Genomic DNA, 14,207 nt, shown 5'->3' on the forward strand with positions numbered 1-14,207 from the left:
CGTGGGATGCGCTCGCTCACAGCTCACCCATTCGCCGGATCACGGGGGCCACGCGCTGGACTCCGTGGCGGTAGGCACCGCGGGCCGCGCGGCGGACGATCTGGCGCACCGGGCCGGCCGGCTTGTCGGCGGCGGGTGCGCCGGGCAGCGGGCTGCCGTCCGGGGCGAGGTGGTGGCGGGCGAGGACGCCGGGCAGATAGCCGGGCGCGGTGACGGGGGTGTAGTAGGGCCGCAGCGGCGGGAGTTCATCGGCGGCGAGCAGCGAGCCGATGCGCAGCCGCGCCTCGTCGAAGGCGGTGGCGTACGACCCTGCCCCGGAGGCGGCATCCCCGGCAGCCACGCCCTGCCGGGCGACCCACTCCGGGTCCGGCGCCGGCTCGTGCCCGGCGTCGAGCTGATCCCAGGAGGCGAGGCACCCGGAGCCCACGAAGTGGTGGTTGCCGAGCCCCTCGCGCACCCCGAGGTCGGTGAGGACGACGGTGGGGATCCGGCGGTGCAGGGACTCCAGGGCGGCCGTCGAGCTGATGGTGACCAGCAGGTCCGTGTGGTCGAGGACCTCGCCCATGTTCCCGTACACCAGACGGAAGTTGGCCGGCAGGTCCTGCCGCTGGGCCAGCTTCTGGTAGGGCAGTTCCTCGATGTGCGTGGTGTGTTCACCCGGCTTGGAGCGCAGTTTGAGCAGCACCTCGCGCTCGGGGTGCCGACGCGCATGCTCCACGAGCCGGTCCAGCAGGTACGTACGGTCCCTGCGGCTCTCGGGCACGGAGGGCTGCGCCGCGAAGACGACCGTGTAGGGGTCCTTCTTCTCGTACGGCGCCCCGCCCAGGAAGGGCAGCGCGACCTCGGTCACCGACGAGGCGTCGGCGCCCACTCCCTCGTACACCGCGCGGAAGCGCTCCGCGTCCTGCCGGGAGTTGGCGAGGACGAGGTCCGCGCCGTGCCGCAGCAGCAGACCGTCGGCGAGCTTCTCGTAGACGACACCGACATAGCCGGTGACGACGACGGGCCGCCGTGCGCGTCCCTGCCAGGCGTGGGCGAGACCGTGCAGCATCGCCTGGACGCCGCCGCCGACGAGGGAGAGCACAAGGACGTCGTAGGTCTCCTTCGCCATCTCGCGCAGGAACTCGACACCGGTGACCTCGCGCAGGGAGTCCGCCCGGACGCCGACCTCGCGGAGCTGGCGGACGGTGGGAGTGGCGCGTCCGCGCAGCAGAAAACCGTCCAGGACCGGCGCGGCTTGCGCGTCGGCATGCTGCCCCGCTTCCATGGACGGACCCGCAGTGAGGCGGCTCGCGGTCAGCGCACCCCATTTCCACCGGGTGTCCGAGTCCGCGAGTACGGCAATCCGCGGGAGCTTCGTAGTACTTGCTGGCACGCTCCAGACGCTAGGAAGCAATTCCTAGGTACACCCCAACCGCGATTCAACAAAAGGTTAACAGCACCTCACCGAGAGCCAAACTGGCTCGTCAAAGCCCGGAAAGCGCGCGGCATGCACCGTTCCGACACATGGAGTTCACCCCCTGTACCCGCACCGGAAAGTTCACCAGACGGGCCGCACCCTACGCTTTCGCAGGTGCCAAAGCTTTCCGTGATCGTGCCGTTCTACAACGTGCAGCAATACGCCCCGGACACCCTCAGAAGCCTGCGCCGCAACGCCAGGCCCGAATTCGAGTTCGTCCTCGTCGACGACCATTCGAGAGACGACACGCCACGCATTCTCGAACGGGCGGTCGAAGAGCTCTCGGACGTCGCAAGCGTGCGTTTCATCCGTCGAGAGGAGAACGGCGGTCTCGCCACCGCCCGCAACACCGGCCTGGATGCGGCGCAGGGCGAATACCTGACGTTCCTGGACGGTGACGACTGGCTCGCTCCGGGCTACCTCGGCGACCTCGTCACGGCCGTCGAGGAGCTGGGCTGCGACTTCGTCCGCACGGACCACGTCCAGGCCACGGCCCGCGCGCGGGCCGTGTTCCGGGCGCCGCACGGGCGGCGCTGGGAAGTGATGAACCCGCGGGACGCGATCCTGCCCGCCGACCGCTCGACCTCGGTCGACTACCCCTACGCCTGGGCCGGCGCCTACCACCGCCGGCTGCTCGACAAGGGCCTGCTGCACTTCACCGACGGACTGCGCACGGCCGAGGACCGGCCGTGGATCTGGAAGCTGCACCGTGAGGCGGAGTCGTTCGCCGTGGTGAGCCTGATGGGCGTCTTCTACCGCCGGGGAGTGGCCGGCTCGCTCACCCAGATCGGTGACGTACGCCAGCTCGACTTCATCCGCGCCTTCGACCAGGTGATCGAGGAGACCGCGGCCGACCCCCAGGCCGACCGGCTGCTGCCGAAGGCAGTGCGCACCTACTGCGCGATCATCGCCCATCATCTGTCGGAGATCGACAAGTTCGAACCGACCGTGGCGAAGCAGTTGCGGACGATGAGCGCCGCGGCGATCAAGCGCATGCCCCAGGAACTGCTCACCGACGTCCTCGACACCATGGACCTGCACCGCTCCTCCCGGCTGCGGCGACTGCGCCGGCGGGTCACCACAGCGAAGGCGGCCGCCTGATGTCCCGAACCACCCAGATCTTCTGCGCGTCGACGCTGTACGGCGCCGCCACGCTGGCCGCGGCCATCGAGTCGGACTGCTTCCCGGAGGCGGACCGCCGCCTGCTGCTGGTGTGCAACAACTCCGCCATGCCGGAGACCACGCCCGCCGTCGACGAGATGCCGGGCTTCGAGCCGCTGCGCGAGCACTTCGACGCGGTGCTGTCCTGGAACGACGCCATCCGCCCCTTCCACCCGGGGGCCTGGGCGCCGCGTCCCGACGACATCCCGCTGTTCGAGCGCTACCTGCGGATGCTGTGGGACCTGGGCGACGACCACGTGGCGCTGGTACTGGAGTCCATCCAGGTCAACCCGGCCCTGACCATCGCCCAGATGTTCACGGACGCACCCGTCGACGTCTACGCCGACGGACTGATGAGCTACGGCCCCACCCGGAACAAGATCGACCCGCTGGTCGGCACCCGGGTACGGCGGCTGCTCCATCTGGACCTGGTCCCCGGCCTCACACCGCTGCTGCTCACCGAGTTCGACGTGACCCCGCAGATCGTGCCGACCAGCGCCTTCCTCAAGGTGCTCGGCCGCCTCGGTGAGTCGGTCGCGGAGCTTGCGCCGCTGCCCGAGAACTCCGCCCTGCTGCTCGGCCAGTACCTGTCGGCCCTGGACATCCTCTCCCCGCAGGAGGAGGAGGACCTGCACGTGCGGATGATGCGGGGGGCGGTCGCCCGCGGCCACCGCTCGATCGTCTTCAAACCGCACCCGACCGCGCCCGCCCGCTTCAGCCGTGCGCTGGAGGCCGAGGCCGACAGACTCGAGGTGGACCTCACCGTCCTCGACGTGCCCGTCCTCGCCGAGACGCTGTTCGAGAAGGCCCGGCCCGCACTGGTGGTCGGGTGCTTCTCGACCGCGCTGTTCACCGCCTCGGCGTTCTACGACCTGCCGGTCGCCCGGGTCGGGACCGCACCGCTGCTGGACCGCCTCGCGCCCTACCAGAACAGCAACCGCATCCCCCTCACCTTGGCCGACGCGCTGCTGCCGGAACTGGACGGCGAGCAGCGGCGCGCGCCCCTCGACGCGGAGACGCTGACCGGTCTGGTCACCGCGGTCGGCTTCGTGATGCAGCCGCAGATCTACCCGGGCAAGCGCCCCGCGGCGGAACGCTTCCTTTCCCAGCACTTCGGCCCGGACACCCAGCGCTACTTCAAGCGCCGCCGGCTGACCTCACTGGGTCTGCCGGGCGGCATTCCCGAACGGTTGTCGTTCCTGCCGCGCAGTTCAACGGCGCGCCGGGTCGTACGGCGGGCGCGGGCACTAAAGAAGGCAGTGAAACGCTGAGCAGCGGATAGGTTAATTCTACGGGAAGGGCATGGAAAGAAAGGCAAATCGGCGAGTTACTCCATTGGTGCAATAGTCAAGCGGTGCCCGAATCCATAGGATCGCGGGGCACCGCCCAACCGAAGAATCCCGTGAGGCACTCATGACGAAGCTCGGCCACCTCTACTCCCTCTTCGACAGTGTGAAGCTGCCGAAGAACCTGCCTTACACCCAGTGCAGCACCTGGGAGCTCAAGTTTCTGTACCTTGTCGGCCGGCACCGCCTCACGGGCCAGGACCGTATCGTCGAACTGGGCTCCGGAGGTGGTGGATCGACGTACGCGCTCGCGCTCGGCCTGCACGAGAGCCCCGTGTTCGACGAAAAGGCGGGACGGCTGCACGCGTACGACTTCTTCCGCGTCGGCAAGGGCACGTACGCCACGGAAAAGTTCTTCGACTCCGGGCACAAGCCCGCGGACGACAACTCGTTCCTGGACGACTTCAAGAGACGCCTGGATCCGTTCCTTCCGTTCCTGGAGATCCACGCCGGTGACCTCTGGCAGACCTCGGACCCGAGCGACACCAGCCCCGTCGAGTTCCTGCACATCGACATAGCCAAGACCGCCGGGGTCTTCCAGTGCGTGTCGGAGCGGTTCCTCACGCGCATGCGGCCCGGGACGGTCGTGCTCCACCAGGACTTCGCCGGTCCGCGCCTGCCGTGGCTGCACCACAGCACGGGCGCCCTGCTGCCGTACATCGAGATCGCGGGCCCGCCGATCCGCTCCACGCTCGCGTTCGAGGTGACCGCGCCGATCCCCGACGACGTCATGAAGCGCATCACCGAGGACGACTACACCGTCGACGAGAAGCTCGCGCTGATCTCCGCCGTCCAGGACCGTGTCGATCGCGACCACACCGGCGGCATCCCCTTCAAGTCCGTGCTGGAGATGGGCAAGGCGTTCGTCTGCCACTACGACGGCCAGCACAAGCGCGCCTGGTCGATCGCCAAGCCGCTCCAGACGGACGAGTACTTGAGCCGGACCCGCGCCGATCACTTCGCGCAGCTGAAGAAGGCCTACGAGGCCGAGCCCAAGGTGACGACGATGGCCAGGCTCAAGAGGCTGGTGGGCAAGAAGTAGTCTTCCGCGACAGCCTACTGCCATGGCACAGACAGCCTCTCTGGCTCCCGGCGTGGCCGACGCCCTCACGGCGACCGGGCCACGCCGGCAACTCCGTTACCGGCGTCTGCTGTTCGCGCTCGCCGTCGTGGCCCTCCTCGCCCAGATGGCGGTGGCGATGGTCACGACGGCCGTGCAGCAGACCCCGACCGTCGACGAGCCGGTGTACGTCGGCACGGCCACGGTCTATCTCAAAGAGCGCAGCCTGCGGTACAACCCGGAGCATCCGCCGCTGGGCAAGCTGATCATCGCGACCGGCGTGGCGGTCGCCGACCCGCACCTCGAACGTGGCTTCCCCGGCGACCAGAGCAGGCTCGGCCGCCATCTGCTGTACGAGTCCGGCAACGACCCGTGGCGGCTGATGCTGTGGGCCCGGCTGCCGGTGATCACGCTGACGCTGCTGTTCGGGCTGGTCGTCTGCGCGTTCGCGTACGACCTCACCGGCCGCGTGGGCGCCCTGGTGGCGCTCGGGCTGTACGCCTTCTCCCCCGACGTCATCGCCCACGGCTCGCTGGCCACCCTGGACGTGCCCGCGGCGGGCTTCGTGCTGACGTCGGTGTGGCTGACGTGGCGGGCTCGCGGGCGCCCGGGTCTGTACCTGCCGTTGGCCGGCGTGGCGCTGGGCGCGGCACTGGCCACCAAGATGAACACGCTGGCGGCCGTGCCCGTGGTGCTCGGCCTGTGTGTGCTGGCCACGTGGCGGGGGCCACGAGCCCGGGCCCTCGCACGCGGCGCCGCCTGGGTCATCGGGGTCGCGCTGATCGCGGTGGCCGTCGTATGGGCGTCCTACCTCGTCGTCGACCCGCGGCTGCGCTGGACCCCGCCCGCCGACATGTCGTCGTTGCACGGGCTGCGGGCCCTGGTCACCGAGAGGCTGCCGTTCCCGCGCGAGTACCGGGACGGGATGCTGATCCAGTTCGGCAAGGAGGAGATCGTACGGGCGGGCTACCTCTACGGCCGGACGTACAGCGGCTCGCTCTGGTACTACCTGCCGGCCGCCCTCCTGGTGAAGACCCCGCTCGGCATGCTCGCCCTGTGGGCGGCGGGCGCCGTGGCGATGTGCGCGATCCGGCGCCTGCGGCCCGCCGCGCCGTACGTGCTCCTGCCCACGGCCGTCCTGCTCGCCGCGGCCATGACCGGCACCCGCGACTACGGCACCCGGTACGCGATCTTCGTGCCGCTCTTCCTCGCGGTCGCGGCGGCGGCAGTGACCGTCGTACGGCGGCGGTGGGTGTACGTCGTGACGGGCGCGCTCGTCGCGTTCGTCACCGTCAGCTCGCTCAGCGCCTACCCGTACTACCTGCCGTACGGCAACGAGGCGTTCGGCGGGCCCGCGAAGACCCATCGGTGGCTGCGCGACTCGAACGTCGACTGGGGCCAGGACCTCGGGCGGCTCGCCGACCGTCTGCGGGAGCGCTATCCGGACGAACGAGTCTGGCTGTTCTACAAGGGCAGCGGTGAGCCGTCGTACTACGGCATCCAGGCCTCCGACCCGCTGACGGTCCCCCCGGACGAAGTCCACGGGCTCCTCGTCGTGTCGGACACCGCGTCGGCCAAGGCCTCGCTGGCCGCGCTGATCGACAGCAGCAAGGAGATCGACGAGGTCGGGCACTCGATCACGATCTACCGCCGCTGAAAAAAATGCGGGCCCCCACCGTCCTCGGTGGGGGCCCGCCGCCGTCAACCGCCCAGGATCACTCGAAGGTCGGCCGCGTTCGCCTCGGTGACCTTCCAGAGTTCCTGCTGGCGACCGTGCACGTCGGCCACGGTCGCCGCGTGGTCGGCGAGCAGGTCCCGGGCGCGCTCGACGAGCAACGCCCCGAGGTTGCGGTCGTGCACGGACACCCCCCACTCGGGCCGCTCGATGTCGCTCAGGAAGTACGCCATCTTCGGGTGCGAGATGAGACTGATGATGGGCGTGCCGCAGCCGAACGGGATCATGCCGGCGTGCCCACGCATACCGATCACCAGCTTGGTGCGGGCGTACAGCGCCCGGATCTCGTCGTTCTCGAAGTTGTACATCGGGATGACGGGCATCGAGATGCCGTGCTCGCGGCGCAGATCGAAAGCGATCTTCTCGTCGTCCAGCGAGTGTGCCACGCACTGCACCTCGGCGAGCTCGCCGAGGCCCTTGACCGCCTTGGCCATCTGCGCCAGGAAGTAGGCGTAGTCGTGGCCGAAGCGCAGCCCGGCACGGTCGTAGGCGGCGTTGATCAGGATGGTGTCGTCCCGCCCGGCCGGGTCCTGCCAGCCCGCGACGGTCTGCCGCGCGACCGTGGTGGGGCACGGCTGGAAGCGCACCTTGTCGTGCAGGTGCGCGGGGAGCATGGAGCGCACCTTCTCGATCGAGCCGTGGTTGCGCAGGCCGAAGAAGGCCGACCGCTCCACGAGCAGGCGCAGCGAGGTGCGGAACCGCTCGGCGCGGTAGGACTGGCCGTCGAAGGCGTTGAACCCTACGGCGAACACCGCGATGGGCACGTCGATGCGGTTCAGCAGCTCGTCCGGGACGTTCCACTGCCAGGCGCTGTTGCCGTTGGGCATGGTGTCCGGGATGAACAGCCCGCCACCGCCGATGACCAGGCCCTTGCGGGCGTTGACGCGCTCGAGGGCCGGCTCGTCGAACAACCGGTGGGCGTGGACCGAGTGCCAACGGCGGCCGGTGGTGTCGGGTCCGAAGGCGAGACGGACACTCTCCGGCAGCAGCTTGTCACCCGCGTTGCCCTGGCGGTCCATGTAGAAGGCGACGTGCGCCAGCTGGTCCTCGGGGCTGCTCTGCTGCTGGGCGGGGACGCCGGTGGTGCGCTGGTTCCAGATCCGGCTGGCGCGGTGGGTCGGGTCGACGGAGAGCCCCGACAGTGCGTACCGGCGTGCGGCGGCGTCGTCGCCGTGCACCCAGGCGATCTGGGCGAGCCGGGAGAAGGCGGTCGCGGCGCGGTTGGGCGCGGCGGTGGCCAGCAGCAGCTGGGTCCGGGCCTCCTCGTAGCGGGAGACGCTCATCAGCGCGTGGCCGTAGACCTCGTGCGGCCAGGCCTCGTCGACGGGGAGGTGCACCCCCTCCATGATGTCGACGGCGGCCTGGTAGTCGCCCGCGCCGATGTGGGCGAGGGCGACGCGGCGTGCGATGTCGAGGTCACCGGTGCGCTCCACGTGCGGCACACCGAAGTGCACGAGCAGGTCGTGGTGGAGGGACCCGTTCAGGGCGACGTAGGCGGCGTGCAGCTCGGCGTCGCTCATGTCGAACTCGAGCCAGCGCTCCTGCGCGAGGTCGTAGCCGACCTCGCTGCCCAGCCACGGCTTGTGCCGTCCGGTGAAGTGCAGGATGGCCGTGTCCTCGGGCACCGGGAGGTTCCCGGACAGCCGGCGCTTGACGAAGTTGTACTTCGGGTCGAGCCGGACGAAGTCGCCGTCGAGCACGGCGTTCAGGATGCCCTGGTCGTGCTTGTCCAGCTCGTAGGTGCCGGCACGGCCGACCTTGTCGATCTTCGCGCAGAACTCGTCGCTGAGGTATTCCTTCTGGATGACCAGCAGCCCGCTGTTGAGCTTGTGCTGGCCGTAGAAGAACTGCGGTACGGCCGCGAGCCCCTCGCGCAGCGAGAGGAGTTCCTTCAGCGATCCGAGGACCACCATGTCGGTGTCCAGGGTGATCACGGTGTCGTAGTCGCGGATGCGGAAGATGTCGAGGATGAAGTACGCCTTGCGCACCAGGTAGTTGTCCTGGTCGCCCTTGACGTACGAGTCGTAGTGGTCGGCGTCCACCCGGCGCAGCACGATCCGCGGGTGCAGGGCGCGTATCCGGGCTATGGACGAGGGGCGCAGGTCGTCGTGCAGGACGATGAAGTCCTCGCACACGTCCGGGTTGGACAGCGCGAGCGAGCGCAGCAGGGCGAGAAACCCGGGCAGGTAGTTCTCGTCCACGAAGCTGGCGAAGGCGATACGGCGCTTGCCGGTGAGCGCCCGGGCCGAGCCCGTGTCGGATGCCGAAGTCCGGGCCGTGGCCGCGGCAACGGAGCCGGAGGTGGGGATGGTGGTCATCGAAGAGAGATCCTCATGCCGGAGACGCTCTGGGCCCGTTCCATGACCCACGCCTTTTCACTGGTGTATTCGTGGACGGACGTGATGGGCATCTTCATCGCGGCGTCGATGCGATAGGCACCGCTCTCGTAGAAGTCGAAGCCGATCAGGTCCAAGGTGGGGCTGACGTCGAGGAAGTCGAGCAGCCAGAGCATGTTGAAGCCACTGGTGGGGATCCCGGACCATGCATCGGAGCCGATGTTGCCGATGTTGCGGACGGGCCAGCGCAGCGATTCGTCACCGAGGTACTTCTGCGCGCCCGGCACCAGCCGGTTGCGCAGGGAGTACTTCCAGTCCCCCGAGACCCCGCCGAAGACCAGGCGGGTGGTCACCGGCCGGTCCCAGTTGAAGCCGTGCTTGTGGATGGTGACGTGGACGTCGGTCCGCTTGCCGGTGTGGGTGGGGTCGATCTTGTACGAGTTGAAGCGTACGACGAGGTCGTAGCCGTCGATCTCGGCGCCCATGGAACTCTCGCCGACCTTGCCCGAGTTGGCGATCAGGCAGATGGACTTCCCGGTGATCTGGTTGCGGAACTCGCCCAGGGTGAGCCACTCCACACCGCCGAAAAGCGGGTCCTCCAGGGGGCCGCGCATCCGATTGCGGCGCTGCTCGGCGAAGAGGGCGACGGTCTCGATGAATTCGGGGGACGGACGGCCGTGTCCGGCGGTGGCCAGGTCGAGGTACTGGCTGAGCGCCTCCTGGACGTCCTGTTCGGGCGCCTGGATGCGGTCCATGGTCAGGAGCGCTCCCACGAGGCGGGCCTGCGCTCCGTCCCAGTCGCCGGCCGCGTGTGCCTGGAGGCCTTCGAACCACGCTTCGGTCGGGGGCCGCTCGGTGAAGGAGGCGGCGGCCGGAACGTCCCGGCGGAGCACGCCGAGCAGTTCCCCGCGCCGGTCCTGGGCCGTCCGAAGGCCCGTCACCCGGGTCCGGACGCCGAAACCGTCCTCGGTGGTGAGCTCCAGGTAGCGCTCGTACGCCCCGATCGCGGCGGCCGGCAGGCCCAGGGCCTCCAGCAGACGGCCGCGCAGCCGCCAGCCGGCCCGGGAGTTCTTGCGCTGGGTCAGCACCGTGTCGTTGATGAGCAGGGTGAGGTTCAGCTCGTCGTCGTAGCCGCAGTCGAGCGCCTTGTTGGCGACGGCGAGGAGCGCGTCGAGCATCTTGTTGCTCATGCTGCCGCCGACGGCCTTCGTCCCCCGGCGCAGCAGGCCGCCCGCACCCGAGGGCGCGGGCGGGGACTGGTCTTCACCCTCGGCGCACAGGGCGAGGAGCTGACGCAGCTGTTCGGCGAGGGCTATTCGGCGGGTGTCCAGGCTGCCGACCAGCTTGCCGCTGTGGACGGCGCAGGCGCGCAGGCAGTCCTCCAGCTCGGTCGGTCTCGGCTGAGCGGTCGGCGCCCCGGAGCCGGCTGGCTCCGACACAGGCCCCCCGGGCCGGGGACGTGTCCATCTACTGCCAACCCTCGTCATGATTCTCCTGCAAGGTGTGAAAAAGGCATGAAATCGCTAAGCCCTGGGGGGAAGGTTGGGGAACAGTAAGAAACCAATACGACGCGGAGATGAACCCCTCGGGTCTTGCGGGCAAATGCTGATCTCGTCGAACAGATTCCCTCTGGGTGAGGTCATAGAGTCTCGATAGACGACTTTCATTTGACCCGGGCGCATTCGGTCAGAAGTGAGCAGAACGGAGCCCGCGGCGGAACTTCAAGGGGTATCAGTGACCGAAACGGTCGTCAGCACAGCGAAAGAACCGTCCGCCGTGGCTGCCCGTCCCGAGGAGCGGCACGTCACGCCCGCACAGCCGAAGGCGAAGGCGTCCGGAGGCCGGCTGCGCGCCCTCGACGGGCTGCGGCTGGTGGCCGCGCTGATGGTGGCTCTCTACCACTACGGCGGACGGGGCGGTGAGATCTCCGCCGCCTGGGGCACGTCCCCGAAGACGCAGTTCCCGATGCTGCACTCGTGGTTCTCCTACGGCTGCCTCGGCGTCCAGGTCTTCTTCGTGATCAGCGGCTTCGTCATATGCATGAGCGGCTGGGGACGCCCGCTCCGCTCGTTCTTCGCCTCCCGGGCGTCACGGCTGCTGCCCGCCTACTGGGCGGCGGTCCTCCTCGTGACGGTGGTGTTCGCCCTGCCGACGGTCGCCTACAAGGCGCTCTCGCCCAGTGACGTGCTGGTGAACCTGACGATGCTCCAGATGCCGCTCGGCGTCGACCGGGTCCTCGGCGTGTGCTGGACGCTGTGGGCGGAGGTCCGCTTCTACGCCCTGTTCGCGCTGTGCATCGTGCTGCCCGGCGCCAACCGCCGGCGCGTGATCCTCTTCTGCGCCGGCTGGACCCTGGCCGCCGCGATCGCCCAGTCGTCGAAGGACGCACTGCTGAACGTGATCCTGATGCCCGAGTACGCGCCCTTCTTCATCGGCGGCGTCGGCCTGTACCTGGTGCACCGCAACCGCAAGGACGCCTACGCCTGGGGCATCGTGGCCGTGAACTTCCTGATCGGGCAGCACTACGCGGTGCGGGACCTGTGGAACGTCTCGGACCCGAACGCCTTCGCCCACCGCACCTCCCTCGGCATCACGCTGATCGTCGCCTTCGGTTTCGTGGCGGTCGCGGCGATCGCGCTGGGCTGGCTGGACTGGGCGAACTGGCGCTGGCTGACCGTCGCGGGAGCACTGACCTACCCCTTCTACCTGGTCCACGAGCACCTCGGCTGGGTCGTCGTCAAGACCCTGCACCGGAGCCTGCACGTCCCGTCGTACGCCACCTTCCTGCTGACGATCGCCTCGATGCTGCTGCTGGCCTGGCTGCTGAACCGGTACATCGAGAACTGGCTGACGCCGAAGCTGCGCGCCACATTGTCGAAGCCGCTGGCGTAGGCCGCCCGCCCGGCCCGATGTCACGGGGCACCCCGCCACGGGGTGCCCCCCATGTCGTTCAGCGGCCGGCGCCGTCCGCATCGCCGCGGAGGGTGAGCCCGATGCCCTCGATCACCGCCCTGAGTCCGGCCTCGAAGCCCCGGCCGTGCTCCTGGAACATCTCACGGCCCGCCTGCGCCGCCAGCGGGTAGGCCGCCAGCCGCTCGGCGCGGGCATCGAGGTCGTAGCCCGCCGCGGCGGAGGCCGGGTCGGGTCCCATGGCCTGTTCCTCGACGACGTAGCCGATCGTGTAGCTGTACGCGGTGAACCAGGCGCGCGCCGCGGCGCCCGGGGTGAATCCGGCCGCCGTGAGCAGGCGCAGATTCGCCTCCATCGGCTCGGCGTAGGACGTGTCCGTGAACCGCGTGCCCGCATAGACCTTGGCGCCGTCCCGATAGCGCAGCAGATGCTCGCGCAGAGCGCTCATCCGCTGGAAGAACACGTCCCGCCACGCCGGGTCCAGCGCGGCCGGCTGCGCGGCGAAACCGTCGGACATGCGCCGCAGCATCTCCGTCGCCATCTCGTCCAGCAGCGCCTGCTTGTTCTTGAAGTGCCAGTACAGGGCGGGCGCCTGCACGTTCAGCTGCTTGGCGATGGCGCGGAGCGTCAGGCCCTCGAGCCCCACCTCGTTGAGCAGCCCCAGAGCCGCCTCGGCGACCTGTCTCCTGTCCAGTTTCGGACCTCTCTGCGCAGCCACGCTTGACAGTTTAACGCCGTTAAGGAGACGCTTGCCGACAGTGCAACTTAACAACGTTAAGGAGGCGGTCATGGGTACCGAGAGCACCGAGGTCGCCGTCGTCGGCGCCGGGCCCACCGGGCTCGCGCTCGCGGTCGACCTCGCGCGGCGCGGCGTGGACGCCGTGGTCCTCGAGCGCGCCGGAGCACTTTTCCCCGGCTCCCGGGGCAAGGGCCTCCAGCCGCGCACGATGGAGGTCCTCGACGACCTCGGCGTGCTCGACACGATCCGTGCGGCGGGCGGCCCCTATCCGGTCGGGATGATCTGGCAGGGCGGCCGCCGGACCGGCGAGCACCGAATGTTCGAGCCGGCCGCGGCGAGCGAGGACGCGCCGTACAACGAGCCGTGGATGGTGCCGCAGTGGCGGACGCAGGAGATCCTGCACGCACGCCTGGAGGAGCTGGGCGGACGGGTCGCCTTCGGCCGGGAGGTCGTCGGCCTCGAACAGGACCCGGCCGGGGTGACCGCGCATCTCGCCTCCGGAGCCCCGGTGCGCGCCCGGTACGCCGTCGCGGCCGACGGCGGGCGGTCGGCCGTGCGCCGGGCGCTCGGCATCGGCATGACCGGCGAGACCGTCGACCCCGGCCCGACCCTTGTCGCGGACGTGCGCGTCGCCGGCCTCGACCGCGACAACTGGCACATCTTCCCGCCCGGTGCCGACGGCGAGGGGTTCCTCGCCCTGTGCCCGCTGGCCGGCACCGAGGACTTCCAACTCGTCGCGCGGTTCGCGCAGGACACGACGCCCGACCTGTCCCTCGACGGCATCCGCAAGGTCGTGGCCGCCCGTTCCCACCTCGCCCCCGAGGACGTGACCGAGGTGCGCTGGGCCTCGGACTTCCGGCCGCGGGCGGCCCTCGCGGACCGGTTCCGCGAGGGGCGGGTCTTCCTCGCCGGTGATGCGGCCCACATCCACTCGCCCGCAGGCGGCCAGGGCCTCAACACCAGTGTCCAGGACGCCTACAACCTGGGCTGGAAGCTGGGAGCGGTGCTGCGGGACGGTGCGGCACAGTCGCTCCTGGACAGCTACGCGGAGGAGCGGCGGCCGGTCGCGGCGGACGTCCTCGGTCTGTCCACCCGTGTGCACCGCGGCGAGACGCGGCGGGGCGAGGCGACCCGGCAGCTCGGGATCGGGTACCGGGATTCGTCGCTCACGGCGGAGACCCGGAGGGACCCGGGCCGGGTCCGGGCGGGCGACCGCGCACCGGACGCGACGGTGGACGGTGTACGGCTCTTCGACGCCTTCCGCGGCCCGCACTGGACGCTGCTGGCCCTCGGCACGCCGGCGCCCGCGACCCCGGGACGGGTGCGGGTGGTCCACGGGCCCGCCCACGGGTCCTACGGGACCGGCCTGTTCCTGGTCCGGCCCGACGGTCACGTCGGCTGGAGCGGCGACTCGGCGGACGGACTCGCGGACTACCTCACGCGGTTCGGCCTGCGGTAGCG

At 69.8% G+C, this 14,207-nt stretch carries 10 protein-coding genes; 6 read left to right on the forward strand and 4 right to left on the reverse strand.

Going from position 1 to position 14,207, the window contains the following annotated elements; all coding sequences use genetic code 11:
- Positions 1-16 precede the first annotated feature (16 nt).
- Entirely contained in the window at positions 17-1,375 is a 1,359-nt protein-coding gene (locus ACSHXN_RS16805) for a DUF6716 putative glycosyltransferase (RefSeq protein ID WP_438303295.1), read from the reverse strand.
- A gap of 198 nt (positions 1,376-1,573) precedes the next feature.
- Between ACSHXN_RS16805 and ACSHXN_RS16810 the strand changes: the two genes are divergently transcribed.
- The 4 genes from ACSHXN_RS16810 to ACSHXN_RS16825 all read left to right on the forward strand — a co-directional run bounded on the left by ACSHXN_RS16810 (position 1,574) and on the right by ACSHXN_RS16825 (position 6,683).
- Complete coding sequence (locus tag ACSHXN_RS16810) at positions 1,574-2,560, forward strand: glycosyltransferase family 2 protein (protein WP_355136088.1); 987 nt, start codon at positions 1,574-1,576, stop codon at positions 2,558-2,560.
- Positions 2,560-3,891, forward strand: coding sequence for an alpha-2,8-polysialyltransferase family protein (locus ACSHXN_RS16815; RefSeq protein WP_438303296.1), 1,332 nt, complete (start codon positions 2,560-2,562; stop codon positions 3,889-3,891). Before ACSHXN_RS16810 ends, ACSHXN_RS16815 begins: the two co-directional genes overlap by 1 nt.
- 142 nt (positions 3,892-4,033) lie before the next feature.
- Positions 4,034-5,008 carry a hypothetical protein gene (locus tag ACSHXN_RS16820; protein ID WP_356294551.1) on the forward strand — a complete coding sequence of 325 codons (975 nt, stop codon included), beginning with the start codon at positions 4,034-4,036 and terminating at the stop codon, positions 5,006-5,008.
- A gap of 22 nt (positions 5,009-5,030) precedes the next feature.
- On the forward strand, positions 5,031-6,683 hold the full coding sequence (locus tag ACSHXN_RS16825) for a phospholipid carrier-dependent glycosyltransferase (protein WP_383358090.1): 1,653 nt from the start codon (positions 5,031-5,033) through the stop codon (positions 6,681-6,683).
- Between the two features lie 44 nt (positions 6,684-6,727).
- Here the strand turns inward: ACSHXN_RS16825 and ACSHXN_RS16830 are convergent, their stop codons facing one another.
- Positions 6,728-9,079 carry a glycosyltransferase gene (locus tag ACSHXN_RS16830; protein ID WP_438303297.1) on the reverse strand — a complete coding sequence of 784 codons (2,352 nt, stop codon included), beginning with the start codon at positions 9,077-9,079 and terminating at the stop codon, positions 6,728-6,730.
- Positions 9,076-10,536 (reverse strand): glycosyltransferase family 29 protein, encoded by a 1,461-nt coding sequence (locus ACSHXN_RS16835; RefSeq protein WP_355136080.1) that lies wholly within the window; start codon positions 10,534-10,536, stop codon positions 9,076-9,078. Before ACSHXN_RS16835 ends, ACSHXN_RS16830 begins: the two co-directional genes overlap by 4 nt.
- A gap of 295 nt (positions 10,537-10,831) precedes the next feature.
- Between ACSHXN_RS16835 and ACSHXN_RS16840 the strand changes: the two genes are divergently transcribed.
- Positions 10,832-11,989 carry an acyltransferase family protein gene (locus ACSHXN_RS16840; RefSeq protein WP_383358089.1) on the forward strand — a complete coding sequence of 386 codons (1,158 nt, stop codon included), beginning with the start codon at positions 10,832-10,834 and terminating at the stop codon, positions 11,987-11,989.
- Positions 11,990-12,047: 58 nt separating this feature from the next.
- On the opposite strand, the gene ACSHXN_RS16845 is transcribed toward ACSHXN_RS16840, so the two are convergent.
- Positions 12,048-12,725: a TetR/AcrR family transcriptional regulator C-terminal domain-containing protein gene (locus ACSHXN_RS16845; protein WP_438303298.1), complete on the reverse strand. Its 678-nt coding sequence runs from the start codon at positions 12,723-12,725 to the stop codon at positions 12,048-12,050.
- A gap of 70 nt (positions 12,726-12,795) precedes the next feature.
- Between ACSHXN_RS16845 and ACSHXN_RS16850 the strand changes: the two genes are divergently transcribed.
- Positions 12,796-14,205, forward strand: a complete 1,410-nt coding sequence (locus ACSHXN_RS16850; protein ID WP_356111961.1) for an FAD-dependent oxidoreductase — start codon at positions 12,796-12,798, stop codon at positions 14,203-14,205.
- Positions 14,206-14,207 lie beyond the last annotated feature (2 nt).

Origin of the sequence: Streptomyces sp. HUAS TT11 (assembly GCF_051553595.1) — a bacterium.
Classification (GTDB): domain Bacteria; phylum Actinomycetota; class Actinomycetes; order Streptomycetales; family Streptomycetaceae; genus Streptomyces.

Excerpts from the sequence above, each read along its gene's own strand:
- ACSHXN_RS16825 (WP_383358090.1), top strand. The coding sequence starts at position 5,031 with ATGGCACAGACAGCCTCTCTGGCTCCCGGCGTGGCCGACGCCCTCACG.
- ACSHXN_RS16815 (WP_438303296.1), top strand. The coding sequence starts at position 2,560 with ATGTCCCGAACCACCCAGATCTTCTGCGCGTCGACGCTGTACGGCGCC.
- ACSHXN_RS16850 (WP_356111961.1), top strand. The coding sequence starts at position 12,796 with ATGGGTACCGAGAGCACCGAGGTCGCCGTCGTCGGCGCCGGGCCCACC.
- ACSHXN_RS16820 (WP_356294551.1), top strand. The coding sequence starts at position 4,034 with ATGACGAAGCTCGGCCACCTCTACTCCCTCTTCGACAGTGTGAAGCTG.
- ACSHXN_RS16830 (WP_438303297.1), bottom strand. The coding sequence starts at position 9,079 with ATGACCACCATCCCCACCTCCGGCTCCGTTGCCGCGGCCACGGCCCGG.